Below are 24,590 nucleotides of genomic sequence, written 5' to 3' on the forward strand. Positions count from 1 at the left end.
TTAAAATATTCTTTTTGACAGGTAAAGGTCTTCTTTATCTGTCATTAGTGCTTTTGCTTCTTTTGCTTTATCAGCATAGCCCAAAAGGTGCAGGGTGCCATGTATCATGACTCGGTGTAATTCATCTTTGATTGTAACACCAAAGCTTTCTGCATTCTCCTGAATACGTTCCAAACTAATAAAAATATCTCCAACAATTACTCGCTTATCTTCGCTATTATCGAATGTAATGATGTCTGTAAGGGTATCGTGTTTTAAAAAATTCTGGTTGATTGAAAGCAGGTAATTATCGCTGCAAAAGATAAAGTTTAACTCCCTTAGTTTAAACCCCTCGGCTATAATTGTATTTTTTATCCACGTCTTAAGCAGTCTCCTTTGTTTTAAATTAAAGGATATATCTTCCGTAAAAAAATGTATGGTTGGTTGGCTCATTAAATTTTAAAATGAAGCTCTAGCTCATTTCCTTTTGAATTAAAGATACATTGATCGGCTAGTTTATTAATAAGAAAAACACCTCTTCCCGTCAAATTTTCTGTGGCCGCACTATTCGGTAGGCTATTCAAGTTAAACCCATCACCCTCATCAGTAATAGTGAAAACTAATTGTTCTTCTTTTATTACCTCCAAATTTATATAGACTTTTTTCTCAGGGCTTTGCCTATTTCCGTGAACAATTCCATTGACTACAGCTTCACTAAGGCAAGTTAGTACGTTAGCATATAGTAGATCGCTAAACCCGAATTTTATACTCAGCTCATCGATAAAATTTTCTAGCAGGGTAATGCTGTTCGTAGTGGAAGCTAATTGCAGCGTATACACCGAAGTAATATCTGGGTTTTCTATCTGATTAATCATTTATTGCCCGAATTTAAAAATTTAAAATACTCTCCCACTTTTAATTTATAAAATGAATTTAATGAAGGAGGTACTGTTTTTAGTAAATCGGTCTCTTTTTGTTTTATTTTGATATACTCTTGCAATATTATTGGATTCATGGGTGTTTGATTAGCCCCCTCTCTACTTTCTCTTTTTTGATCTTCTTCACGTTCCTGTTCAGCCTTGTCTGCTTCGAGCAGTTTACTCAAAATTTCTTGTTGTCTAGATAATGTTTCTTGTTTAATTCTTTTGTTTACCAGATCGATTTCTGTTTGCTCCATCTCTTTAACTAATTTATCAAGATTTCCTAAGCCGGCTTTGCCATCTTTATTCTCCATCCTGTTTATTTCTTGCATGGCTTGTCTGATCATTTGCTGTTCTTTTGCCATTTTTGCAAGCTTTTCACTCATTGTACTATTACGATTTCCTTGCTGACCAGATTGTTGTTGACCCTGCTTTTGCATCTCTTCTCTGGCTTTTTGCATGTTTTTGTTCAAAGTTTCCTGCATTTTACTGAGTTGCGATAAGCTCTGTTTTTTTTTGCCCTTACCACCCGGCTTACTATTTTGCTGCGACTGTTGTAATTGCTCAAGTGCTTCATTTAGCATGAGTGCTAAATTATTAATTGATGTCATTGCAAATTGTTGATTTCGATTGGCTTCTGCTGTTCTACGTTCGCCAAGACTTTCAATAGCTCTGCCTACATTTAAATTGATGGTTTGTATTTCTTTATTAACTACTGATTCAATTTGTGGAACTTTTTTACTTAGAGAATAGAGACTGTCTTCGATCATTTTCAGATTAATTTGAATATCCTTCTGTTTTTGTGTTTGTAAAACATATCTGGGGTCATTGGTACTGATACTTCTAACCTCTTGCATTGTTTTTTCCTGATCAAATGAACTGATAAGGAGGTTTTCAAGTACCTCTCTTAATTCTTTTGTATTCACTTCATTTTCTTTCTCTTCTCCTTCTTCCTGCATTTTCTCCAATTTCTTAGCAAGTTCATTCATTTTCGAGGCTGCTTGTTTTTGATTTAGAGCAGCCTTTTTCTGATCTTTTTTCTCCAGATTATCAGAACTTTCTTTTTGTTGCTGATCTATCTGTTGCTGCTCCTTTTCGGGATTCTCAAAATTGTTTTTTTGTTCCAGCTCCTCGTTTTTTTGCGCTAGATTATTCAGCTCGGATTTCAGCTTATTAAATTCTTCTTTTAAAACGTTCTGTTCATTTTTTAGTTTTTGCAGGTTTGGATTTTTTTCAATAGACTCTGTGCTAAGTGACTCCTGCTCTATTGCTAATTCATTAAGTTTTTCAATTGTTTCAGTTAGCTTTTGTTCAAACTCCAGTTGTTTGTAGAGCTCTAATATTCGGTCTAGTTCTTTTTGCAATGATTTATTATCCATCTGCATTTTAGAAAGCTCTTCTCTGGTTTGGTTAGTATTGTTTTTTTCGAGGAGTTTCTCAATGTTTTTTAATATCTCTCTGGTTTTCTCATCTAGCACATTATTGAACAGGTTCTCTATCTGCTTTTGTTTTTCCAGTATCTTTTCGTTTTGTTCATTCTGTTCAAATTGATTTAGTTTGTTTTCTTTCTGTATATCCTTTACCAGTTCTTCAAGCTCATTTTTATTTTTGAGAAGGTTTTCAACCAGTTTTTTTTCTTCATAAGAGAGCTTCGTTTTATTAAGCAATTCCTGATTTAGTTTTTTCGCTTCCTTATCCACCTGGATAGACTTTTTAATGGCCTGTTCCATCTTTTCCTTGATTTGCCTAGTGTTTTTTTCCAATTGCTCTTCTATTTCTTTTTCTGAGGGCAATTTCAATGTTTTCATAGCCGATTTACTTGCTTTAGGACCATTAACCCCGTCATTATCGAATACCTCGAAATAATATTCAACTTGTTCACCAGGACCGGCTCCGGCTTCACTTGCGTTCCAGACGTGAAGGAAATTACTCTGAAGAGTATTCTTGTTGAATGAAATAGATTTTACACTTGGTTTTACCGGGCTTTTTCGGTCTTCAGATATTATTCTGTAATTGAAAGTTAGTTTAGAAAAACCATGGTCATCATTAATTTGTCCTACAAAATAAAGCAGTTTATTAGTGATAGAATCTTGTTTCTCATTTATCTCAATAGCTGGTACCAAATCTGGAATTACCCGGAGTTGATAGCTTACTTCTTGAGCTGATTTCATACCCTTGTTGATAGGTTTTACACGGTAAATAAGGCTTTTTTTGGCTTTATGTGTAAAACTGAACACCTTGTCGTTTGCTTGATCAATTAGATATTTTTGGTTATCTATTTTTATATCTAGCTGCTCACTGTTTTGAGCATTAAATTTCCAATCAATTTTTGATCCTTCAGGTACGGTTATATCTCCAGAATTCTCAAGCACGTTATTGCGTTTATTCAAGTATGCGGGATATTCAATAAACACTTCAAAATTACTAATGCTTGGCTTGGCTTTAACCTCAAGCAAATAGTTATTAGAACTAAATTCACCACCTCGAAGTCTTATTTTTTTATTTTTTTGAAGATTCTTGAAGGTGTAATTAAAACGTATAGTATTTTCTTTACTTAATTTAAAGGTATTAACTCCATCTTCTAGATAAAGTTCAGATGGGATCTCATCGCCGGTAAGCTTTACCATTAAGGTATAATCGCTTCCCTGGATAGCTGATAAATTTTCGTTTAGTATTTCGAAGCGGAATGGTGCTTGTTTTATAAATTGTTTATTATGATTGATTAATCGTTCGGTACTTTCACTTAAAATAGATGGTGAAGCAAAGAAAATAAATACAATAATGGCCATTGGAGCTACCGCATATTTTAAATATTTACGATTTTCTTTTATGGGGATTGCTGAGGTAAACGGTACCGACCTAAGGTCTGCAATTTTCTGATTGATGCTCGCATCAATAAGTGATCGCTGTTGTGGATTTAAATCAGAAAGTTTTTTTAATTGAAGTGTGTTCAGTAGCTTATCCTTGACCGGCAAAAAGTGCTGTCCGATGATAGCTGAAGCTTGTTCATGGGATAGAGTTTTTCCAAGTTGGAAGTATGACAACAGTGGAATTAGAATATAAGCGGCAATAACAAACAGGTTTCCGCCAATAAAAGTATAGAAAAGTATACTTCGAATAATTGGATCAAAATGACCAAAATATTCAGCCAATGTAACAGCAATATAGGCCACAAAAAGTGAAGAGGCTAAGAATATAGAGCCCTTTACAACCTTATTGAGGTAATATTTTCGGATAAAACCGTCAATTTTTTCAATTAGATAGACGTAGTTTTCCTCTGAAGCCTTCATTGTTAATTTACACGTCAATTTATTAGTATGAAATTAACGAAATATGTTCATTATTGATAAAATCTTCTGGAAACAACACTTATTAAGAATGGGTTTCTAAATAGTATCACTTTTTTTTCTTCAGGAGTACCACATTTGCAACTTTTCTCTGTCCTTCATGATCCCATTTTTTATTATCGGTTGGAAAATTCACAACGCCGTTTTCTTTGTAGTTCTTGATCCACAATGTGGTTGATCCGCCACCGTCTAGATTAATTGCATCATTGGCATTGAGCCAGCTCATCAACTTTGTAAGTTCGAATAAGCTCATTCCAGCAGAGTTGGTGTTCCGACCATCAACTGTAATAAATAATATCCGTTTGTTTTTTGCAATCGCTACCGCTGTTCTAGGGTGCCGTGTTTTGTTAAATGCATTATTGGCATCGAGTTTTTCATGTATTTGATCTATGATAAGGAGTGGTCCGCTTACCATTATGTCTTCTCCTGCAAGTGATTTTTCCCAATTCGGTGTTCCGTCCCATTTAGCAATAGTGATCCTGCCCTTGTTTATTATGAGTGCCGAACCTTGGTGTCCAGCTCTGCTTCCATTTTTTCCAAGCCGATTCTCGTTTATTACAATTCCGTCCGATTTAATAAAATCAACTGATCCTCCATTTGCAATATCAAAGAAGGTTCCATTAAGAGCAGCGATTGCATTGGCTTGTGTTCCAAAATCACTAGTAGTAATCAGTTTTTTTGGATCATAGCCAATATCAAATTCAAGTTTTTTCTTTTGTTTAATTTCCAGGATACTTACAAACTGATTGGAATTGAAAAGAGAATTTTGAAACCAGAATGTTTTCAGGACTACCCCTTGACTGATCTTTTCTTTTTGCCATTCTGCATTGATCACGGCAAGAGAGTCTGATTGGGCAAAAAGCTGGAAAGATATTAAAATCGAAAAACAGGTGCTAAATAAAAACGCTTTCATTTTTTGTTACTAATATATTGAATGGGCACCTATAAAAAAAGCCCCATGCCAGTTATGGTATGGGGCTTTTGTGAGTATGAGCTTTATTTCTTTGGATCTAAAGCTTCTTCAATGCGAGCAAGTACATCTTCAAGATGTGATTTGATCACCGCGCTTGAGTATTTTGGTATGGATGATTTAACCTGAGCTGATAATAACTTAAGTTCTTGTCTGGCCATTGGACGGATATCAGACTGCGATACATCAATCTGCGGACCAGCAAATGCTGCAAATTGAGGTGGAACTGGACTTTCATTCTCATTTAACAGGTAAGCCATTCTTTCAATATAAGCTCTCTGTAAATTACGACGGTAAGTATCTACATTAGCACCTGTCTTTAATTCTGACCAGATACCATTTCTAAGATCTGAAAGTAGTTCTCCCATATCATATGCATTGGCACCATTCTTTACAGAATTATCGATAACCCTACTTAAGCGTGAAAAGTCAAGAATTCCATTTAAAACGCCAACTTGTGTTCTTCTCAAACGATCAACAATACCCGCATTATCAAATTTATTTAATACTTGTTGATCAAGCATCCATGTTGGTGTTAGGAAAGCCTGATCATTAATAAATTTAAGTGCGGTTTTTTGTTTTGCTTTAGCAACATGGCTGTAAACCGGACCTTTTTGTTCATATGTTTTATCGTTTTCATAGATTCCACCAATATTAGAACGCACATGACCCATATACCGATTCCATTGTCCTAGAACTTCACCGTAAAGTTCTTTTAGGTTATCGTATGGTTTACCTTCTTCATAGGTCCATTTTTCGATATTGGGTAGGATACGCTTTAAGTTAGCAATTCCATAGGTAGATGCCTTTACCGCATCATCACCTAGATCTTCAGATTGAGCTCTTGGATCAATGGGATTACCAGTTTGCTGTCCATAGAAATAAACAGGGTTTCCAGATCTTTCAATCGTCCATTTATTTAAAGTTTTTGCTTCTTCTTCAGGGCTTTGATTATCAAACCAGGTATAGCCCCATTTGATAGCCCATTTATCATACTCACCAATTCCTGGGTATAAAATAACTCCTTCATCACCAGGCTGTGCGATATAATTAAAACGAGCATAGTCCATAATTGAAGGCGCTGTTCCCCCCATTCTTTTTGTGAAAGAAGGTGAACGAAGTGAATCAACAGGGTAGGCAACACTTGATCCAAAATTATGTGGAAGCCCTAACGTATGTCCAACTTCATGTGATGAAACAAAACGAATCAATTGACCCATAACTTCATCTTTAAATTTTGGAGTACGAGCATCTGGGTTAATTGCAGCAGTTTGAACAAAGAACCAGTTACGAACAAGGTTCATTACATTATGGTACCAACCAATGTCAGATTCCATAATTTCGCCAGAACGTGGATCAGAAATATGTGGTCCATATGCATTGGCAATGTTTGATGCAAAATAACGAATCACAGAATAACGAGCATCTTCAGGTGACCAATCGGGGTCATTAGTTGGAGCCTCCAATGCAGTGATCGCATTTTTAAATCCAGCTGCTTCAAAAGCTGCATTCCAATCTTTTACACCTGCAATCAGATATGGTCTCCATTTTACCGGTGTTGCTGGATCTATATAGTAAACAATTTGTTTTTTAGGTTCAACCAATTCACCACGCTTATAAGCTTCAGGATCTTTTGGTTCTAGTTTCCAGCGGTGGATATATCTTGTAACCTGTGCTTTTTGAGCATCAAGACCATAATCGGTTTGACTTTGTCCGAAAAATCCTACTCTATCATCCGAAAAACGTGCTTTGTATGGATTTTTTGGCAATAATAACATTGAATTATGAATTTCAACGGTCATTGAACCAATTGATTTGTCGCCCGGAGCGTCTGAAGCACGGTATGTTTTTAAAGAACGCACCTCAATATTTGTTGGAAAAGATTTGATCGTATCAATATAGGTACGAGACTCATCCATTACACTAATTTTATATTGGGTACGAACAGGTTGAGGTAAACCAAGCGACTGAACATCTTTTGAAAACAGTTCTGTTACATCTATTACTACTGAACCTGAATCTTTATTGATTGCTTTGATATCAAAAGCCGATAATACTGCTTCTAAATTCGAGTTTTTTACAGATTCAAACATATCTGTTTTTTCGCCAGCAATGTTACGGTATGAAGGGATGCGGATAAATACTTGCTTATCTCGTTTTTGCCATTTCCAGATCTGTTCATTTAATTCTTCACCTCCATAGGTTCCGTCAACAGTTGGTGTTTTTGCATAGCGGGTTACCACGAGCATTTCACGATTAAATAGTGAATCAGGAATTTCGTAGAAATATTTGCCATCTAGGCGATGTACTTTAAAAAGTCCAACATCTGTTTTTGCTTTATCTGTAATTACCTCCTTATATGGCTTCATTCCCGATTTAGGTGGAGTAACCGGTGCAGCAGGTGCAGTTGGTTTAGCAGGATCTTGTGCTGGAGCATCACTTTTTCTTCGGTCTTGAGCTTGTATGTCATTCAAGCCCATTGCAATTAAAAGCGCGGCCAATGCAGTTGACCGTATGTTGCGTAGTTTTGTTGTCATAGTCAATTTTATAATGGTTTAGTTTTTTGTAATCTACAAATTTATAATTTGAACCGAATATGTATAGTATTTATTGTTTTATATTAATAAAATTACAGAATTATGAAAAGTCTCAAATTACGGTTATTTAGATTTCTTATTAACCTAAATGTTACTATTTCCTAAGTTCACCGAATTCAATTACCTCAATAAAATTCTTTTTTATTTTTAAGCGATGAAAGGTTTTCCAGTTTTTTTCTTAATTCTGCTTGTGTTTCTTGTTTCTTGTTCAAGCTCTGAAACAGAAATATGCGAAGCTACGGTCTGCACTAAAGAATTCAGAACGATAACGGTTAAATTCCTTGATGATAATGGGAGTCCTGTGATTGTAACTAGTTATAGTGCAGTAAACAAGCGGACCGGCCGTTCAATGAGGCAAACTAATAGTCTTTATGGACAGGGAATTTATGTTGTGGCAAGTGACGCTGACTTACAAGAACTTTCTGAGAAAGGCGATATTGTGTTAGTTTCGGCAAGTATTCCTACTAATAATTCTAAGATTTCGGCAGAATTTGTCATTTCTGGAGGTCTGTGTATTTGTCATGTTAGTAAAATATCGGGTCCTGAGACAATAAAGATTTGACTATCAAATAAAGATTACGATACTAATTTTTTAATGATACAAGTTAGAAACAAACTAAATCCTTTTGATACATTTAAAAATTATTTTAAGTCAGTTTCAATTTTTAAATCATCTAAATGAAAAAAATTCTCATTTGTTTTGTTTTATTGATAGGTTCGATCAGTTTTGGAATTTCACTTCCTGAAAGTACAACGGTTTATATTGTGCGGCATGCAGAAAAGGATACAAGCGATCCTAAAAATTCGGATCCTGAATTAAGTGAAGTAGGAAAATTAAGAGCTATTGATTTAGCAGAAAAACTTAAAGCAGAAAAAATTGACGCAGTGTTTTCTACAAAGTACAAGAGGACCAGCCAAACTGCATCAATTGTAAGCAGAAATAATGGGCTAATTATACAGAATTATGATGGTCAGAACTTTAGGATTCTTTCCGACCTTATCAAGAAAAACTATAAAAATCAAAGAATTTTGATAGTTGGACATTCCAATACAGTACTAGAACTAGTTGAAGCCTTTGGTGCTACCCGCCCTTTAGATTTATTAAGGGATAATGATTATGATTTTTTCTTTGAGGTAAAGATTGACAATATGGGCAAGGCCATACTGAATGTTAAGCAATATGGAAAGCAGAGTAGAAGTTCTGTTTTGAAAGTATAAGGCCCTTGAAACAATAATGAATACAGCAAGTAAAAGAACATTTTTTTTTGGAGGTACTGCTTATTTGGGTATGCCTTGGAATGTAGATTTCAGACAATTGGTTATTCAGGGCATGGAGCTTTATGGTGTGAATCATGGCGCATCAAGAAATAACAATATCACACTGGATATTTTTTCTATCGCAGAAAAAATGGCAGCAAAGAAATTTAACGCCGACGATTCAATCATTTTATCCAGTGGATATCTGGCAGCTCAACTGGTGGTTCAGAACTATTATAAAAGCCATCAACTCATTTATGCTCCAGAAACGCATCCCGCATTATGGCTGGGAATTCCTGATGCTCCCCAACTGAAATATAGCACATGGGTAGAACAGACCATATTACAAATTAATAGTTCCGATCTACCCAGTTTGGTCATTAGCAATTCTGTCAATAACCTGATTCCTGAGATTTATGATTTCAATTGGCTAAAACGGATTGATCCGCATAAGAAAGTTATCATTTTAGTGGATGATTCTCATGGAATTGGAATTACCGGTGAGCATGGTGAAGGTGCTTACTCTAGGATATTAAATTTACCAAATGTTCAAAAAATAGTTATTGCATCTATGGCAAAGGCTCTTGGGGTTGATGCAGGCCTTATTCTTGGAAATGCTGCTATAATTGAGCAATTCAGAACTTCTCCAGTATATGCAGGTAGTTCTCCACCATCTCCGGGATTACTCTATGCCTTTGTTAACTCTGCGGATATTTATAGTAATGAATTGAAAAAACTTAGGATGAATTTGCGCTTTTTTACAGATTTATTGAATTCTGAGTCTGGACTTCATTTCATCAATGATTTTCCAATATTCTTATTAAAAGATGACATTATCGCTACTGGATTATTAAAAAATGGAATTAATATTTCATCATTTCCATATCCCGATCCAAACGGAAAGTCATTACATAGAATTGTGTTGAACAGTATTCATCAAAGAGAAGATCTTGAAATTCTTGCCAATACTATTAAGAAACTAGTAGATATAAAAAATTAAAATTCCCTAGAGATTTTCAAAAGGTATATCCATGATTTCGAAGCTTTTGTAGCCATTAAAATCAAAATGCCACCATTCATTAGTTAGAACCTTGAACCCGTTTTTCTCCATGGTTGAACGTAGCAAATCCCTGTTTTGGATAACCAATTGACGTAGATCTTTAAAATCGGCAGCAGCCTCAGGAGCAAAGCTGTCGTATGGGGTGGGCATTTCCAATTCTTTACCAGTGCGAAGATTAATCAAAGTTAGATCAATGGCGCATCCGCGGTTATGCCTTGATCCGTCTTTTGGGTTGGCAACAAAGCTTTTATCGGTAGCAATATCAAAGAATTTAACGGTAACACTGTACGGACGGTATCCGTCAAATATCTTTAAGCCCAGGCCTAATTTGTTTAATTCATTTTGAACTTTACTAAGCGATTCAACCACTGGGAGCCTTGCAAATGCCTTTGCTTGTTTATAAACCGCCTGCTTTGCAAAGTTATTTTTACTAGCATATCGTATATCTAGCTTTAAATTGGGTATGAATTTTTTAATTTCAACAAGTTCCTTATTCTTATCAATCAGTATAGATGCTTTGTATGCCTGTAAATCATTGATGATCAGTAATCCAAAAGGGTTGTTTTGTTGAGCCTGAGTATTCAGGCAGCCAAAAAAGACGAATAATAAAATGATTTTTCGCATTATCTGTTAGATACGATCAGTAGATCCAGATCTTTCATTGGGATATTAAAACGATCAGAAAGGTCTTTATTGGTTAGTTTACCCTGGTATAAATAAATTGCATTCCGAATTCCCGGTCTTTCCCAGATCAGGTTCATGATTCCTCCCATTTCGCCAATATCAATAAGAATTGGAGTAAATATATTAGTTAGAGCATATGTTGCCGTACGAGAAACACGAGAAGCAATATTAGGGACGCAATAATGGATTACATCATGCTTTCTAAAAGTTGGAACTTTATGATTAGTGATACTTGAGGTTTCGAAACACCCTCCCTGATCAATGCTTACATCAATAATTACAGAATTGGGTTTCATTTTACTCACCGTTTCTTCCGAAACGATACAAGGACTTCGACCATGTTCGGCACGGATTGCTCCAATTGCAACATCGCAGCTAAAAAGAGATTTTTGAAGAACAACTGGTTGAATAACCGAAGTAAAAACACGGCTCCCGATATTGTTTTGAAGCCTGCGGAGTTTATAAATTGAACTGTCAAAAACTTTCACTTCGGCACCCAAAGCTAGCGCTGTTCTTGCTGCGTATTCGCCCACAGTTCCAGCACCTAAAATAACTATTTCTGTAGGTGGAACGCCAGTAATTCCTCCTAGCATGAGTCCTTTTCCTTCAAAAACATTACTCAGATATTCAGCAGCAATTAATATAGAGGTAGCCCCCACAATTTCACTCATTGCCCTAACCACCGTTAAAACATTTCCTTCATCGCGAAGATATTCAAATGAAAGGGCTGTGATGTTTTTCTTCATCAAAGACTGAATATACTCCACTTTTATGGTTGACATTTGCAGTGCAGAGAACAATACCTGTCCCATTTTCATCATGGATACTTCATCTTCGGTTGGTGGAGCTATTTTTATGATCAGGTCAGCTTTATAAACTTCCTTTTTGTCATAAACGATCATGGCGCCCTGTTCACTGTAATGATTATCATTAAAGTTGGCAGCAAGTCCGGCACCCGTCTCAATTACTACTTCATGTCCATTTTGAACAAGTAACCCAACAGATAAGGGAGTGAGGGCAATTCTATTTTCCTGAAATGAGGTTTCTTTGGGAATTCCTATATAAAGGCTATTTTTTTTGTTTTTAACCGCTAACATCGCCTCTTGCGGCTGCATCATGGCCTGTTTTGCAATGTCTGACAATACACTCATTATGTAGTTTTTAATAAGGGATAGGAAGGTACGAAATTTTTAAAAATTGGGAACTCTTAAATTCAGATAAAATTCGTTTTACATTATTTGGGCAGAAATTTTTCGGGATCCCTGTTCATCTTCAATTATTTTTATTTCAATAAAATGTTCAGGCCATAGACTTGGGATCATTTCGGGCCATTCAATAAAACAGTATTCGCCCGACATCAGGTATTCTTCAAAGCCAATGTCAAATGCTTCGACTTCATTTTTAATTCGAAAGAAGTCAAAATGATAAATTTTCCCCTTTGGGAAAACGTATTCGTTAACTATGGAGTACGTTGGACTGCTTACATTATCTATCATACCCAATTGAAGGCATAACGATTTGATCAGAGTTGTTTTTCCAGCCCCCATTTCACCCCTAAACAAAAATATCTTCTCGTTTTCAGCAAATTTTAGCAAGGAAGATGCTGCGATTGGCAGCTTGTTTTCATGTTCAATCAGAATTTCCATAGTTCAAAAATAAACAAAGAATTATTTTGGGCTATAGGTTACAAAAGGCACAATCATTTCTTCCATTGAAATACCACCATGTTGGAAGGTTTCATTAAAATAATTAACAAAGTGGTTGTAGTTATTTGGGTATACAAAATAACTATCCTCCTTTGCAAAAATAAAACTAGAACTCATATGAAGTTTGGGTAGCATTGCTTCATGTGGATTTTTTATATGGAAGACTTCTTTTGGATTAAAACTCAGATTTTTACCTTGCTTATATCTCAGATTTGAATTGGTGTTCTTGTCGCCAACTACTTTTCTTGGATGTTTAACCCGTATCGTTCCATGGTCGGTGGTAATGATTAATTTAATATTTTTCTGAGATAGCTTTTTTAACATATCTAGCAATGGTGAATGCTCAAACCAAGAAAGGGTTAATGAACGGTAGGCGGCTTCATCATTTGCAAGCTCCCTGATCATAGCCATATCGGTTCTTGCATGAGACAGCATATCTACAAAATTATAGACAATAACGTTCAAGTCATTGCCCATTAAGTTATTTATGTTTTCATTAATATTTTTACCCTGCTCAAAAGTTAGAATCTTATTATAAGAGTGCTTGCATCCTTTTCGCATAACCCTTTGTATTTGTTCGGCAAGAAATTTTTCTTCAAATAGATTCTTTCCACCTTCATCCTCATCATTCTGCCACATATTCGGAAAGCGGCGTTCCATTTCTAGCGGCATTAATCCTGAAAATATAGCATTTCTGGCGTATTGTGTGGCAGTAGGTAAAATACTATAATAGGTGTCTTCTTCGTCAATTCGATAATGATCCATTAATAAGGAATTGATCATTTTCCACTGGTCATATCTTAAATTGTCTATCAGAATAAAAAAAGTTGGTTTGTTGACTTCCATAGCCGGAAAAACCTTTTTCACAAACAATTGATTTGAAGTTATTGGCCCGCTATCTGGATCTTTAAGCCACTTCATATAGTTTTTTTCAATGAATTTTGAGAACTGTACATTGGCCTCTGATTTTTGCACAGTTAATATTTCGTGCATCCCTTCATCTTCCAATTTTTCGAGCGATAGCTCCCAGTAAACTAATTTTTTATAAAAGTCAACCCACTCCGAAAAACTAAGATTTTCATTAATGGTCATCCCTAGTGTCCTAAAATCTTGACGGTAGGCCATAGATGTCTTTTCACTGATCAGTCGTTTATTGTCTAATAGTTTTTTTATGGTAAGAAGAATTTGTTTTGGATTAACCGGTTTGATTAGATAATCATCGATTTTAAATCCAATGGCATCTTCCATCATGTATTCTTCCTCGTTTTTTGTAATGAGTACGATTGGAATATCCGGATCAATTGTTTTTATTCTGGCAAGAGTTTCTAGGCCCGTTAAACCTGGCATATTTTCATCCAGAAATACTAAATCAAAGTTTTCTTTTTTGAAACAATCCAGAGCATCATTTCCGTTAGTAACAGTTTTGATTTTGTATCCCTTTTCATTCAAAAAGAGTATATGTGGTTTTAATAGGTCGATCTCATCGTCTGCCCATAGTATAGTTGTTTCCTGCATTTCACCGTAAATTTAACAAATATTCGCCCATCGAAATTTTTATACATTCAATTGTCATTAAAAATAACAATTTTTGTGTCTTAAGGTTCGCATCTTGAATAAGAAGAAAATAATAAATGATCCTGTTTACGGTTTCATAACCATCCCATCCGATCTGGTCTATGACTTGATCCAGCATCCGTATGTACAGCGTTTACGCTATATAAAACAACTGGGAATGACTCATCTGGTATATCCGGGTGCTTTACATACTCGCTTTCATCATGCATTGGGGGCCATGCATTTGATGGGCCTTGCCCTTGAAACTATAAAAAGTAAAGGACAGGCAATTTCTTATGAAGAAGAAGAGGCTGTAATAATTGCAATTTTACTTCACGATATTGGTCATGGACCCTTTTCTCATGCCCTGGAGCATACCATTGTGGATGGAGTTTCGCATGAGCATATTTCAACGCTTTTGATGGATAATCTAAACCATGAGTTTGACGGAAAGCTTGGATTAGCGTTGGATATATTTAATAATCGGTATCACAAAAAATTTCTATATCAATTAGTTTCAGGTCAATTAGACCTTGACCGAATGGATTACCTTAACCGAGACAGCTTTTTTACAGGAGTGTCTGAGGGTGTGATCAGTTTTGACCGAATAATAAAAATGCTAGATGTAGCTGATGATCAGCTAGTTGTAGAAGAGAAAGGTATTTATTCCATTGAAAAATTTTTAATAGCCCGTAGGCTGATGTACTGGCAGGTTTATCTTCATAAAACTGTTATTGCTGCTGAGCAAATGCTAGTTAAAATATTGGAGAGGGCTAAAGAATTGTCGGGCGAGGGAAGAAACTTATTTGCAAGCCCATGTTTTTCGTATTTTTTGAAGAATTCCATCAACAGGGAAGAATTTAAAAATGATCCTCAAAATATTGAACGATTTACTAAGCTGGATGATAACGATATATTTACTTCAATAAAGGTTTGGGTTAATGATGAGGATCTTATCCTTTCAACACTTTGTTCACACCTAATTAGCAGGAATTTGTATCAAGTAGAGATTACGAATGAACCCCCGCCAATTGAAGTTATCAATGATCTTGCAGATAAAGTGACAGATGAATACGAAATTTCGGATGATGATACTTCTTATTTCGTATTTACTGATACAATAAAGAATAAAGCTTATAGCGTGGGCGATGGAAGTATTAAAATATTGATGAAAGACGGTTCTATTCAGGATATTGCAAAGGCATCAGACAATTCAAATCTGGAATCATTGGCCAGAACTGTACAGAAATATATACTTTGTTACCTAAAAGAATTAAAAAATGTCAATTAATAGACATGCGAATAAGTTCAAAATTTGTTCGTTAACTTATAACACATAAATTTGTGAGATGCAATTAACTGCACATCAAATTGGATTATTACTTGAGGGAACTGTAGAAGGTAATCCTGACGTGACGGTAAATCAGCTTTCTAAGATAGAGGAGGCGAGTAAAGGTTCATTATCTTTCCTGGCTAATTCAAAGTATGAACAATTTCTTTATACTTCTGGAGCCTCTGTTATTATTATTAATGAAGACTTTATTCTTGCTCATCCTACAAAGGTTACTTTAATAAGAGTTAAGAATGCCTACAGTGCATTTTCAGTTCTTTTAGAAAAGTATGACGAACTTATAAAATCAAAGAAAAGTGGTGTTGAAACACCAAGTTTTATACACCCAAGTGCACTAATTGGAAAGGATGTATTTATTGGTGCTCTTGCTTATATTGGACCCAATGTGAAAGTGGGTGATGGCAGTAAGATCTATCCCAATTCTTACCTTGCAGACAATGTGATTATAGGTAAGAATGTCACTATTTATGCTGGAGTTAATGTGTATTTCAATTGTATCGTAGGCGATAATGTGATCATACACTCTGGTGCTATAATAGGTGGTGATGGTTTTGGATTTGTGAAAGATACAGAAGGATCATACAAGAAGGTAAGTCAGATTGGAAATGTTATTATTGAAGATGATGTAGAAATTGGTTCAAATACCACTATAGATAGGGCTACAATGGGCTCAACCATTATCCGAAAAGGTGTTAAATTAGATAATCTGATTCAGATTGCTCATAATGTTGAGATTGGAGCCAATACAGTGATTGCAGCTCAGACAGGAATTTCAGGAAGTACTAAGATTGGCCAAAACTGTATTATTGGCGGGCAGGTAGGTATTGTAGGGCATATTACTATTGCAAACGGAAGTACTATCGGAGCAAAATCAGCCGTTAATAATACAATCAAAGAAGAAAATATGAGCTGGAATGGTTTTCCTTTAATACCCCTCAGAGATTCTTTAAAGGTTCAAGTGCTTACCAGACGTTTACCTGAGCTGGTAAAAAGGATTGAAGAACTTGAGGATATAATTAAAAAAGATTTATTGTAATCAGTTTTAGGCTGTACAATTCAAGGGTATGAATGTAAAACAAAGAACAATTAAAACTGAAATATCTGTAACGGGAGTTGGATTACATACCGGCCACTTGGCAACGATGACTTTTAAGCCGGCACCAGAAAACCATGGATATAAGTTTAAGCGCATTGATCTTCCAGGTGAACCCATTATAGATGCTGATGTAGATAATGTTACCGATACTTCAAGAGGTACTACAATTAGTCAAAATGGGGCAAGCGTAAACACCGTTGAGCATGTATTGGCCAGTTTGGTTGGTACTGAAGTTGATAACGTGATTATTGAGCTTGATGGGCCCGAAATTCCAATTATGGATGGAAGCTCGATCATGTTTGTTGAAGCTCTTGAAAAAGCTGGATTTGTTGATCAAGATGCGTATCGTGAATACTATAGCATACCACATAATATTCATTACTCGGAGCCTGATCGTAAGGTTGAGATGGTGGCTATGCCATTAGATGATTATAGATTTACTTGTATGATTGACTACAATTCACCGGTATTGGGTAGTCAGCATGCAGCAATTACAACGCTGTCAGAGTTCAAGAAAGAAATCGCATCCTGTCGTACATTTTGTTTTTTACACGAGTTGGAAATGCTTTTAAAGCATGATCTAATCAAGGGCGGTGACTTAAATAATGCTATCGTAGTGGTTGATAAGCAGATTAGCAGGGAAGAATTAAAAAATCTGGCTAAACTCTTTAACCGTGATGATATTGATGTGGCTAAAGAGGGTATTTTAAATAATATTGAGCTTCGACATCAAAATGAGCCTGCCCGTCATAAACTGTTAGATATGATTGGTGATTTGGCTCTTATTGGAGTTCCTTTAAAAGGTCATATTATGGCTGCAAGACCTGGTCATGCTGCGAATGTGGCATTTGCTAGAAAAATAAAGGCACAGATAAAAAAAGAAAAAACCAAAAAGCATGTACAGATTTATAATCCCAATTCAACGCCGTTATACGATGTTGTTCAGATTATGAACATTCTGCCACACAGACAACCGTTTTTGTTCATTGATAAAATTCTTGAGCTTTCAAAAACGCATGTAGTAGGTGTGAAAAATGTAACAATGAACGAAGAGTTTTTCAAGGGCCATTTTCCAGGAACCCCTGTATTTCCAGGTGTAATTCAGATTGAGGCCATGGCACAAACTGGAGGAATTTTAGTCTTGAGTACTGTTCCCGACCCCCAAAATTACCTCACTTTTTTTTTAAAGATAGATAAAGTTCGATTCCGAGCACAGGTTTTACCGGGCGACACCATAATTTTCCGTTGCGATTTGATGGAACCCATCCGGAGAGGTATTTGCCAAATGAAGGGTGTAGGTATGGTTGGCGAAAAAGTTGTGGTAGAAGCAGAGATGATGGCACAAATAATCAGAAATAAAGAAAGCGAAGCAAGCGTATGATCCAACCCTTAGCATATATACATCCTCAGGCAAAAATTGCCGAAAACGTAGTAATTGAACCATTTGTAACTATTTACGGTGACGTTGTCATTGGCGAAGGTACTTGGATTGGATCGAATGTAACGATAATGGACGGAGCGCGTATCGGTAAAAATTGCCGTATTTTTCCTGGTGCAGTTGTTTCGGCGCCTCCGCAAGACCTGAAATATAAGGGTGAAGCTTCAACAGTTACTGTTGGTGATAATACGATCATCCGTGAGTGTGTAACCTTAAATCGCGGAACCGCCCTTGATAAAAATACAACCACCATTGGCGCTAACTGTTTGCTTATGGCTTATGTTCACGTTGCTCATGATTGTGTTATTGGCAATAATGTAATTATAGCAAACTCAGTGCAATTAGCAGGTCATATTGAAGTTCAGGATTTTGCCTTTATTGGAGGCGCTTCTGCAGTTCATCAGTTTGTTTCAATTGGTGCCCATTCTATCATTTCGGGGGGCTCATTGGTTCGAAAAGATGTACCACCTTATACCAAAGCCGGTCGTGAACCATTATCCTATGTGGGAATAAACTCTGTAGGATTACGACGCAGAGGTTTTTCTTCAGAGCAGATCAATGAAATACAGGGCATTTACCGAACCATCTTCCTTAAAAAATTAAATATTAGCAGGGCTCTTGATATTATTGAAACTGAACGTGAACCAACAGAGATTCGGGATGAGATTCTTGATTTTATCCGCAATTCTAACAGAGGTGTTATGAAAGGCTTTGGCAATTCTTAATAGCTGAATTTTTTTGAATTTATAGCCAATATGAAAATTATCCTGGAGCAGATTGGACGTCGATTTAACCGCGAATGGATTTTCAGGAACATCAATTATGAATTTGAAAGCGGAAACTCTTATGCCGTTCTGGGTTCTAATGGTGCTGGTAAATCAACCTTATTGCAGGTTATATCAGGTAGTCTAAGCAGTTCTGAGGGAAAGATTAGCCATATGCATGGCGATACACTAATCGATCAGGAAAAGGTCTATATTCAACAGAGTATGGCTGCACCCTATCTTGAACTGATTGAAGAGTTTACACTTACAGAACTGATTGATTTTCACTTCCGTTTCAAGAAGTATCGTCAGGGTTTAAACAGGCAGGGGGTTATAGAGCTCCTTGGTTTGAAGAATTCAGAATTCAAGGCTATAAAATATTTTTCATCGGGCATGAAACAAAGAGTGAAACTTGCATTAGCTTTTTGTTCAGATACCGATTTACTATTACTAGATGAGCCAGCCTCCAATTTGGATCAACAGGGTCTTGATTGGTACCTTTCTTTGGCTTCAACTTTTTCTTCAGATCGTTTACTCCTAATTTGCTCAAATCAAGAGCAGGAATATAGTTTTTGTAGTCATCAGATAAACATAGCAGATTATAAATAGGGATCATAATCCGTAATTCTGCCTACCCTGTATCGACTGTTTTCTTTGGAAATTTAATAAAATGCAAGTATCTTTGCAGCTTGAAATAATCCAATATTATCATGGCAAAAGCGTCAGAAATTAAATCAGGAAATATTTTACGTTACAATGGCGAATTGGTAACAGTAGAAGAAATTATTCACCGTACACCCGGTAAAGGCGGCGCTTTTTACATAGGAAAACTTCGTAATATCCGTAGCGGTAAAATAGTTGAAGCAAGATTAGGTACTGATGAGCAGGTAGAAATTTGCCGCGTTGAAACAAGTGATTACCAATATCTTTATGAAGAAGGTGATTATTTCGTGATCATGGATAATACAAGCTTCGAACAATTTAGCGTAGAAAAAAGCCTTTTCGGTTCTGCAGCAAGATTCTTGAAGGAAGGAATGAATGTGATCGTTTCATTTGAAAGTGAAGAGCCAATTATGGCACAGGCACCTTCAAATGTTGAATTAGAAATTACATATACCGAGCCTGCTGTTAAAGGTGATACCTCAACAAATGCATTGAAGAGCGCTACAGTTGAAACCGGTATTGAGATTCGTGTCCCTCTTTTTGTAAATCAGGGAGATAGAGTAAGAGTAGATACTCGTACAGGCGATTATATTGAAAGAGTTAAATAGTTTAGTTTAGGTTGATATGACGGTCTTTTCATAGGTGAAGAGGCCGTTTATTTTTTATAGGGTTTTTAGGTTTAATGATCAATTTAAAAATCACCTTTTTAATTTCGACCCTGAACAAAGTGAAGGAACTTAGCTGCTACGAAAGCAAGATTCTGCTACGAACTACGAAGGTCCCTCAACTGCTAAAGGGCAGGTTTCGGGATGACATTTGCTTTAAATTTTAATTAATTTTTTTTAAAAGCGTTATGCACGTGTCATCCAGAACAGCAGGCAGGCAATGCCGCGCAAAAGGCTTAAATATCTGAAGCCAAATTTTTATTCTCCGCCACGCTTGCACAGACCTTTAATAACCGTTCTTCCGCATTGACTGGTGCGGCAATTACAGACTCAGCCTTCGCAGAACCTTTCATAGCAGCAGGCGCAGCGGTGGGATTTATTCGGTGTAGTTTATTGTTTTTTAAAGGCGCTCATGGTCTCGTCGTACCGCCTCGGCATGGTTCTTTTTTGCTACAGAAAAAGAACTAAGCCCCCGCGGCTATGAGCGGAATGAAATTATACATGCTTGGTAACACCAAGCACTACAAAAATTCCGGGAGTCATAATTGATTTTTTAAGAAAAATTTTTAAGCGCTGTGCACGTGTCGTCCTGAAGCTTTTTTTCCTGTTTATCATATTGTTTTTTACATTCGTAGTGTGGATAAAGCTACTCTGCGAAAACAATATTTAGATAAACGTTTGAGTATCTCCCGGTCGCGGTTCTTGATGCTCACAGATGATCTGGTTAATCAGGTTAAACGTATCGATTGGTCTGAGTTCAGGACGGTTCATATTTTTTTACCCATCAAAAAAAATAATGAAGTAGACACCTTTTCTATTTTAAATTATTTTAAACATGCTGAGCCACAACTAGAAATAGTAATTCCAAGAACAAATTTTGAAAATTTTGAGATGGAGAACGTGCTCTATGATCATGAATATACCTTATTTAGAAAGAATAAATATGATATTCCTGAGCCAATTCATGGTAAAATTATCTCCAATGATCAAATCGATCTTGTTTTTATTCCATTATTAGCCTTTGATAAAAAGGGCAACCGCGCTGGTTATGGAAAGGGTTTTTACGATCGTTTTCTTAAAAATTGCCGTCATGATGTTAAAAAAATCGGAATTTCTTTTTTTGAGCCTGTTGATGAGATTAGCGATTTGAATGAATTTGATATCAAACTGGATTCATGTATTTGTCCAGATAAAATCTGGGAGTTCTGATTATAGATCTAGTTCCAGTAATACTGGGCAATGGTCTGAATGTCGGGCTTCAGGTAATATTGCAGCACGTTTTAGCTTATCACGCAATCCTTCAGAAACCAAATTGTAATCGATTCGCCAGCCCAGATTCTTGTTTCTGGCATTCGCTCTAAAACTCCACCAGGTATACTGATGAGGCTCAGTGTTAAAATGCCGGAATGAGTCGATATAGCCGCTTTTCATAAAATTTTCCATCCATTCGCGTTCTTCGGGAAGGAAACCTGAAGAATTAGCATTTGATTTTGGGTTATGGATATCGATCGGTTTATGGCAAATATTATAATCACCTGAAATCACCAGATTGGGGTAATCAAGCTTTAATTTATCTGAATAGTCTTGAAAATCTTCTAAAAACCTGTATTTGAAATCTTGCCTATCTTCACCACTTGAGCCTGATGGGAAATAAGTGCTCATAACTGAAACGCCCTCAAAATCAGCTCTGATTATTCGTCCTTCGCGGTCATAATCATCCATTCCTGAAACATACTCAACATGCTTAGGGCTTATTTTAGTAAAAATGGCTGTTCCGCTGTATCCTTTTTTCTCTGCCGGGTTCCAGTAATGTTCATATCCCAATTGTTCGAGTAATAGCAGGTCTGTGATTTGGTCGGGCGTAGCCTTGATTTCTTGTAAACAGATTACATCTGGGTTTGCTGCTTTTAACCATTCCAACCAGTTTTTGCTTAATGCTGATCTTATTCCATTTACATTATAGGTTATTATTTTCATAGCATTTTATAGCGTATTGTTTTTTAAGCCCAGTTTCTTTTCCAATTTTCGTGCTTCTCCTTTTTTGAGAAGGCTAACTTCCATTGATATATCTTCTAGCGGACGATCTGTCGGTGATTTTTTTACAGCTGCAATAGTATCGACCATTTCTATTCCTTTAACTACTTCGCCATAAACAGTATAGTTTTGATCCAGATGTGGTGTACCACCAAGCTCTTTATAAACTTTGCGCTGCCATTCAGGTATTACCCTGTTCTCCATTCTTTTCTTTCTAATTTCATCTAGCGTTTCGTCTGTCCATTTTTTGCCCTGAACAATATAGAATTGGCTGGCACTTGATGCTTTTGCAGCATTATTATCGCGAGCAGCAGCTAAAACTCCTTTTTTGTGAAATAGGCTATCTCTGAATTCGGCGTCTACCCGATACCCCAAATCGCCTTCGCCCAATTGCTGACCTTGCTTTGCAGTTTTTGAATTTGGATCTCCACCCTGAATCATAAATTCCTGAATCACTCTGTGAAAAAGCGTACCATTATAGAATCCTTCTTTGGCAAGTTTTAAAAAATTGTCGTGGTGTTTAGGAGTTTGGTTGTATAACATGATGATGCATTCTCCTTTATTAGTTTTAATCTTTACATAGTCATGTTTTGGCTTCGCCGATAATGTGGATATAAACAGGATGAGAACCAGCGTAAGATGTTTTTTCATTTATTTTTCAGTTCAATTTATGGCAATCGGTGTTTTATTCTCAATTATTTTCAAAATAGGTAATCATCAATGAACGCATGATCATTTCCTGTTCCAGGAGGGTATATGCAGGGATCTGTTTGACCAATTTCCAATGTGGCCAGCCATCTTGATCAACTCCTTCTAATTCATAAAATCCAAGTTCACTAAATAGGCGGCAGTTTGCAATATGCATGAGTTCCTCTTTTTCTCTTTTGCTGAATTTGGAGGGCCCTTTTCCAAGCTCCTGTACACCAATCAGGAATAGCATTACTTTCATGTCTGGAAGCTCTGAATCAAAATCCTTTGAGATTTTTTCTTGCAGCTCGGTCCACTTTTTATTTATTTCTGATGGTGTCATGCACAAAAGTCTGTAAAAAAAATGGAATATATGACTTACGAAATTATCTGACTGGGTGAAATTACGGGAATTCTGAACTGAAATGGAATTTGTCATTGCGATCAGCCCTTTGCTGAGAAGCAATCTCCATTAATAAGGAGATTGCCTTGTCGTACCTACTCGCAAAGACAATTTAATCAGACATGGCTCAATTTTCTATGGTCAGTGTTACCGAGCACGCGATGTGTGTTTGCTTATGGTAAAGGATAACATCAATTATAGTAAAATCTCACCGCCTTGAACTTTCATTTCAAGTAGTATATTTGTTTATGCAAAAACCAATCGTTACCGTTTTATTGGCTTATGGAATGTCGGGTAAGTTATTTCATGGCCCTTTTGTGCACGCACATACAGGATTTGATTTTAAGGGTGTACTTGAACATAATACCAAAAAAGTAAAGGCCGATTATCCGGATGTTAAAAGTTACGATACGCTTCAGGAGATACTTGATGATCCCGAAATTGAGCTCGTAATTGTGAATACACCAAGTAATACCCATGTTGATTATTCCAGAAAGGCCTTGTTAGCAGGAAAAGATATCTTGGTTGAAAAGCCATTTGCTCCAACAGTGAAAGAAGCTCAGGAGATTTTTGACTTGGGAAGAAAGCTTGGTCGAAAAGTAATGGTTTATCAGAATCGCAGATTTTCAAGCGATTATGCAGTAACAAAAGATACAATTACTAGTGGTAAGCTTGGAGATATTATTGAGATCCACCTACGTTATGATCGTTATCGTTCAGAGATTGGTCCGAAGGTTTTTAAAGAAACACCACTGCCTGCAGCAGGTATTGTTTATGATCTTGCCGCTCATTTATTAGACCAGACCATTTGTTTATTGGGTAGGCCATCCGGATTTCGTAAAATCACCGGAGTTTACCGGAATAATTCACAGGTTGAAGATTATGGTCATATCCACCTTAAGTACCCTAATCAGGTTAATGTTTTTATTACGACCAGTTTACTAGTTGCAGACCCGCTGCCTGGAATAATAATTAATGGAACAAAGGGTTCATTTGTTAAAGCATTCTGTGATAACCAAGAAGATCAGTTAATTGCTGGTATGAAACCTGGTGATGCGGATTTCGGAGTGGAGGAAGCTGGCAAGGAAGGAAGACTTACCCTTATGAGTGATCAGGGAGTGAAAACTGTAGAGCTAGTACCATCCATAAAGGGGAAATATATGGACCTTTTTGAAGCGGTAGTTCAGACCATCAGAAATGGGAAAGAATTTCCTGTTAAAGAATTTGAAATTTTGGCACAGATTGAGATTCTGGAAAGTAAATCAGCTTTTTAGGCTTTGTCAAACCTAGTTGCTAGAAACGTAGAAACAGCTTAGCTTCAGAATATTTTATACCCTGACCCAAAAGTATTTTGTTGAAAATATTGATAGCCCGTATCAAGTTTTCAAAAAATTGAGTATTCTATCAGCATACTA

The 24,590-nt window shown here is 36.3% G+C and carries 23 protein-coding genes; 11 read left to right on the plus strand and 12 right to left on the minus strand.

The features are described 5' to 3' along the window. The 5 genes from ybeY to ACIQZ6_RS02880 all read right to left on the minus strand — a co-directional run bounded on the left by ybeY (position 1) and on the right by ACIQZ6_RS02880 (position 7,753). On the minus strand, positions 1 to 432 hold the full coding sequence (gene ybeY, locus ACIQZ6_RS02860) for an rRNA maturation RNase YbeY (protein WP_395808015.1): 432 nt from the start codon (positions 430 to 432) through the stop codon (positions 1 to 3). Then, the gene (locus ACIQZ6_RS02865) at positions 432 to 854 is read right to left on the minus strand and encodes an ATP-binding protein (RefSeq protein WP_395808017.1); all 423 of its coding nucleotides are present in this window, start codon (positions 852 to 854) and stop codon (positions 432 to 434) included. Before ACIQZ6_RS02865 ends, ybeY begins: the two co-directional genes overlap by 1 nt. Continuing rightward, the gene (locus tag ACIQZ6_RS02870; protein WP_395808019.1) at positions 851 to 4,189 is read right to left on the minus strand and encodes a DUF4175 family protein; all 3,339 of its coding nucleotides are present in this window, start codon (positions 4,187 to 4,189) and stop codon (positions 851 to 853) included. Before ACIQZ6_RS02870 ends, ACIQZ6_RS02865 begins: the two co-directional genes overlap by 4 nt. Positions 4,190 to 4,295: 106 nt before the next feature. After that, a complete protein-coding gene (locus ACIQZ6_RS02875; RefSeq protein WP_395808021.1) occupies positions 4,296 to 5,159 on the minus strand; it encodes a phosphodiester glycosidase family protein in 864 nt (287 codons plus the stop codon). An 83-nt stretch (positions 5,160 to 5,242) separates the two neighbouring features. Then, positions 5,243 to 7,753, minus strand: a complete 2,511-nt coding sequence (locus ACIQZ6_RS02880; protein ID WP_395808023.1) for a zinc-dependent metalloprotease — start codon at positions 7,751 to 7,753, stop codon at positions 5,243 to 5,245. A 214-nt stretch (positions 7,754 to 7,967) separates the two neighbouring features. On the opposite strand from ACIQZ6_RS02880, the gene ACIQZ6_RS02885 reads away from it, so the two are divergent. The 3 genes from ACIQZ6_RS02885 to ACIQZ6_RS02895 all read left to right on the plus strand — a co-directional run bounded on the left by ACIQZ6_RS02885 (position 7,968) and on the right by ACIQZ6_RS02895 (position 10,070). Beyond that, positions 7,968 to 8,375, plus strand: a complete 408-nt coding sequence (locus ACIQZ6_RS02885) for a hypothetical protein (protein ID WP_395808025.1) — start codon at positions 7,968 to 7,970, stop codon at positions 8,373 to 8,375. A gap of 116 nt (positions 8,376 to 8,491) precedes the next feature. Continuing rightward, positions 8,492 to 9,031: a SixA phosphatase family protein gene (locus ACIQZ6_RS02890; protein WP_395808026.1), complete on the plus strand. Its 540-nt coding sequence runs from the start codon at positions 8,492 to 8,494 to the stop codon at positions 9,029 to 9,031. A gap of 16 nt (positions 9,032 to 9,047) precedes the next feature. Next, positions 9,048 to 10,070, plus strand: coding sequence for an aminotransferase class I/II (locus tag ACIQZ6_RS02895; RefSeq protein WP_395808028.1), 1,023 nt, complete (start codon positions 9,048 to 9,050; stop codon positions 10,068 to 10,070). A 6-nt stretch (positions 10,071 to 10,076) separates the two neighbouring features. Here the strand turns inward: ACIQZ6_RS02895 and ACIQZ6_RS02900 are convergent, their stop codons facing one another. From ACIQZ6_RS02900 to ACIQZ6_RS02915, 4 genes are all read right to left on the minus strand, one after another. Beyond that, the gene (locus tag ACIQZ6_RS02900; protein WP_395808030.1) at positions 10,077 to 10,754 is read right to left on the minus strand and encodes a M15 family metallopeptidase; all 678 of its coding nucleotides are present in this window, start codon (positions 10,752 to 10,754) and stop codon (positions 10,077 to 10,079) included. After that, positions 10,754 to 11,965, minus strand: coding sequence for an alanine dehydrogenase (locus ACIQZ6_RS02905; RefSeq protein ID WP_395808032.1), 1,212 nt, complete (start codon positions 11,963 to 11,965; stop codon positions 10,754 to 10,756). The genes ACIQZ6_RS02900 and ACIQZ6_RS02905 overlap by 1 nt, the downstream gene beginning before the upstream one ends. A 78-nt stretch (positions 11,966 to 12,043) precedes the next feature. Continuing rightward, positions 12,044 to 12,460 (minus strand): tRNA (adenosine(37)-N6)-threonylcarbamoyltransferase complex ATPase subunit type 1 TsaE, encoded by a 417-nt coding sequence (gene tsaE, locus ACIQZ6_RS02910; RefSeq protein ID WP_395808034.1) that lies wholly within the window; start codon positions 12,458 to 12,460, stop codon positions 12,044 to 12,046. Between the two features lie 21 nt (positions 12,461 to 12,481). Beyond that, a complete protein-coding gene (locus tag ACIQZ6_RS02915) occupies positions 12,482 to 14,035 on the minus strand; it encodes a PglZ domain-containing protein (protein ID WP_395808036.1) in 1,554 nt (517 codons plus the stop codon). 94 nt (positions 14,036 to 14,129) lie between these two features. Here ACIQZ6_RS02915 and ACIQZ6_RS02920 point away from each other — a divergent pair, with 94 nt between their 5' ends. The 7 genes from ACIQZ6_RS02920 to ACIQZ6_RS02950 all read left to right on the plus strand — a co-directional run bounded on the left by ACIQZ6_RS02920 (position 14,130) and on the right by ACIQZ6_RS02950 (position 21,260). Continuing rightward, positions 14,130 to 15,365, plus strand: coding sequence for an HD domain-containing protein (locus ACIQZ6_RS02920; protein ID WP_395808038.1), 1,236 nt, complete (start codon positions 14,130 to 14,132; stop codon positions 15,363 to 15,365). Positions 15,366 to 15,423: 58 nt separating this feature from the next. Then, positions 15,424 to 16,461, plus strand: a complete 1,038-nt coding sequence (lpxD, locus tag ACIQZ6_RS02925) for a UDP-3-O-(3-hydroxymyristoyl)glucosamine N-acyltransferase (protein ID WP_395808040.1) — start codon at positions 15,424 to 15,426, stop codon at positions 16,459 to 16,461. A gap of 28 nt (positions 16,462 to 16,489) precedes the next feature. Then, positions 16,490 to 17,902 (plus strand): bifunctional UDP-3-O-[3-hydroxymyristoyl] N-acetylglucosamine deacetylase/3-hydroxyacyl-ACP dehydratase, encoded by a 1,413-nt coding sequence (locus ACIQZ6_RS02930; RefSeq protein ID WP_395808042.1) that lies wholly within the window; start codon positions 16,490 to 16,492, stop codon positions 17,900 to 17,902. Continuing rightward, positions 17,899 to 18,684, plus strand: a complete 786-nt coding sequence (lpxA, locus tag ACIQZ6_RS02935; RefSeq protein ID WP_395808044.1) for an acyl-ACP--UDP-N-acetylglucosamine O-acyltransferase — start codon at positions 17,899 to 17,901, stop codon at positions 18,682 to 18,684. Before ACIQZ6_RS02930 ends, lpxA begins: the two co-directional genes overlap by 4 nt. 30 nt (positions 18,685 to 18,714) lie before the next feature. Next, the gene (locus ACIQZ6_RS02940) at positions 18,715 to 19,332 is read left to right on the plus strand and encodes an ATP-binding cassette domain-containing protein (RefSeq protein ID WP_395808046.1); all 618 of its coding nucleotides are present in this window, start codon (positions 18,715 to 18,717) and stop codon (positions 19,330 to 19,332) included. A 101-nt stretch (positions 19,333 to 19,433) separates the two neighbouring features. Then, the gene (gene efp / locus ACIQZ6_RS02945) at positions 19,434 to 19,994 is read left to right on the plus strand and encodes an elongation factor P (RefSeq protein ID WP_306552020.1); all 561 of its coding nucleotides are present in this window, start codon (positions 19,434 to 19,436) and stop codon (positions 19,992 to 19,994) included. Positions 19,995 to 20,687: 693 nt separating this feature from the next. After that, a complete protein-coding gene (locus ACIQZ6_RS02950; protein ID WP_395808048.1) occupies positions 20,688 to 21,260 on the plus strand; it encodes a 5-formyltetrahydrofolate cyclo-ligase in 573 nt (190 codons plus the stop codon). Here the strand turns inward: ACIQZ6_RS02950 and ACIQZ6_RS02955 are convergent, their stop codons facing one another. Genes ACIQZ6_RS02955 through ACIQZ6_RS02965 form a run of 3 tightly spaced genes read right to left on the minus strand, consistent with a single transcriptional unit; the run spans position 21,261 to position 23,115 of the window. Beyond that, positions 21,261 to 22,028 (minus strand): exodeoxyribonuclease III, encoded by a 768-nt coding sequence (locus ACIQZ6_RS02955; RefSeq protein ID WP_395808050.1) that lies wholly within the window; start codon positions 22,026 to 22,028, stop codon positions 21,261 to 21,263. A gap of 6 nt (positions 22,029 to 22,034) precedes the next feature. Beyond that, complete coding sequence (locus tag ACIQZ6_RS02960; RefSeq protein ID WP_395808052.1) at positions 22,035 to 22,736, minus strand: peptidylprolyl isomerase; 702 nt, start codon at positions 22,734 to 22,736, stop codon at positions 22,035 to 22,037. Positions 22,737 to 22,776: 40 nt separating this feature from the next. Beyond that, the gene (locus ACIQZ6_RS02965) at positions 22,777 to 23,115 is read right to left on the minus strand and encodes a hypothetical protein (protein ID WP_395808054.1); all 339 of its coding nucleotides are present in this window, start codon (positions 23,113 to 23,115) and stop codon (positions 22,777 to 22,779) included. A gap of 308 nt (positions 23,116 to 23,423) precedes the next feature. Here ACIQZ6_RS02965 and ACIQZ6_RS02970 point away from each other — a divergent pair, with 308 nt between their 5' ends. Next, entirely contained in the window at positions 23,424 to 24,449 is a 1,026-nt protein-coding gene (locus ACIQZ6_RS02970; protein WP_395808055.1) for a Gfo/Idh/MocA family oxidoreductase, read from the plus strand. The last annotated feature ends 141 nt before the right edge of the window (positions 24,450 to 24,590 follow it).

Origin of the sequence: Daejeonella sp. (assembly GCF_044348475.1) — a bacterium.
In the GTDB taxonomy this organism is placed as follows: Bacteria; Bacteroidota; Bacteroidia; order Sphingobacteriales; family Sphingobacteriaceae; genus Daejeonella.

Coding starts and splice junctions, on each gene's coding strand:
- ACIQZ6_RS02875 (WP_395808021.1), bottom strand. CDS start 5,159: ATGAAAGCGTTTTTATTTAGCACCTGTTTTTCGATTTTAATATCTTTC.
- ACIQZ6_RS02900 (WP_395808030.1), bottom strand. CDS start 10,754: ATGCGAAAAATCATTTTATTATTCGTCTTTTTTGGCTGCCTGAATACT.
- efp (WP_306552020.1), top strand. CDS start 19,434: ATGGCAAAAGCGTCAGAAATTAAATCAGGAAATATTTTACGTTACAAT.
- ACIQZ6_RS02895 (WP_395808028.1), top strand. CDS start 9,048: ATGAATACAGCAAGTAAAAGAACATTTTTTTTTGGAGGTACTGCTTAT.
- ACIQZ6_RS02965 (WP_395808054.1), bottom strand. CDS start 23,115: ATGACACCATCAGAAATAAATAAAAAGTGGACCGAGCTGCAAGAAAAA.
- ybeY (WP_395808015.1), bottom strand. CDS start 432: ATGAGCCAACCAACCATACATTTTTTTACGGAAGATATATCCTTTAAT.
- ACIQZ6_RS02865 (WP_395808017.1), bottom strand. CDS start 854: ATGATTAATCAGATAGAAAACCCAGATATTACTTCGGTGTATACGCTG.
- ACIQZ6_RS02930 (WP_395808042.1), top strand. CDS start 16,490: ATGAATGTAAAACAAAGAACAATTAAAACTGAAATATCTGTAACGGGA.
- ACIQZ6_RS02970 (WP_395808055.1), top strand. CDS start 23,424: ATGCAAAAACCAATCGTTACCGTTTTATTGGCTTATGGAATGTCGGGT.
- ACIQZ6_RS02905 (WP_395808032.1), bottom strand. CDS start 11,965: ATGAGTGTATTGTCAGACATTGCAAAACAGGCCATGATGCAGCCGCAA.
- ACIQZ6_RS02885 (WP_395808025.1), top strand. CDS start 7,968: ATGAAAGGTTTTCCAGTTTTTTTCTTAATTCTGCTTGTGTTTCTTGTT.
- ACIQZ6_RS02880 (WP_395808023.1), bottom strand. CDS start 7,753: ATGACAACAAAACTACGCAACATACGGTCAACTGCATTGGCCGCGCTT.
- tsaE (WP_395808034.1), bottom strand. CDS start 12,460: ATGGAAATTCTGATTGAACATGAAAACAAGCTGCCAATCGCAGCATCT.
- ACIQZ6_RS02940 (WP_395808046.1), top strand. CDS start 18,715: ATGAAAATTATCCTGGAGCAGATTGGACGTCGATTTAACCGCGAATGG.
- ACIQZ6_RS02915 (WP_395808036.1), bottom strand. CDS start 14,035: ATGCAGGAAACAACTATACTATGGGCAGACGATGAGATCGACCTATTA.
- ACIQZ6_RS02955 (WP_395808050.1), bottom strand. CDS start 22,028: ATGAAAATAATAACCTATAATGTAAATGGAATAAGATCAGCATTAAGC.
- lpxD (WP_395808040.1), top strand. CDS start 15,424: ATGCAATTAACTGCACATCAAATTGGATTATTACTTGAGGGAACTGTA.
- lpxA (WP_395808044.1), top strand. CDS start 17,899: ATGATCCAACCCTTAGCATATATACATCCTCAGGCAAAAATTGCCGAA.
- ACIQZ6_RS02960 (WP_395808052.1), bottom strand. CDS start 22,736: ATGAAAAAACATCTTACGCTGGTTCTCATCCTGTTTATATCCACATTA.
- ACIQZ6_RS02890 (WP_395808026.1), top strand. CDS start 8,492: ATGAAAAAAATTCTCATTTGTTTTGTTTTATTGATAGGTTCGATCAGT.
- ACIQZ6_RS02870 (WP_395808019.1), bottom strand. CDS start 4,189: ATGAAGGCTTCAGAGGAAAACTACGTCTATCTAATTGAAAAAATTGAC.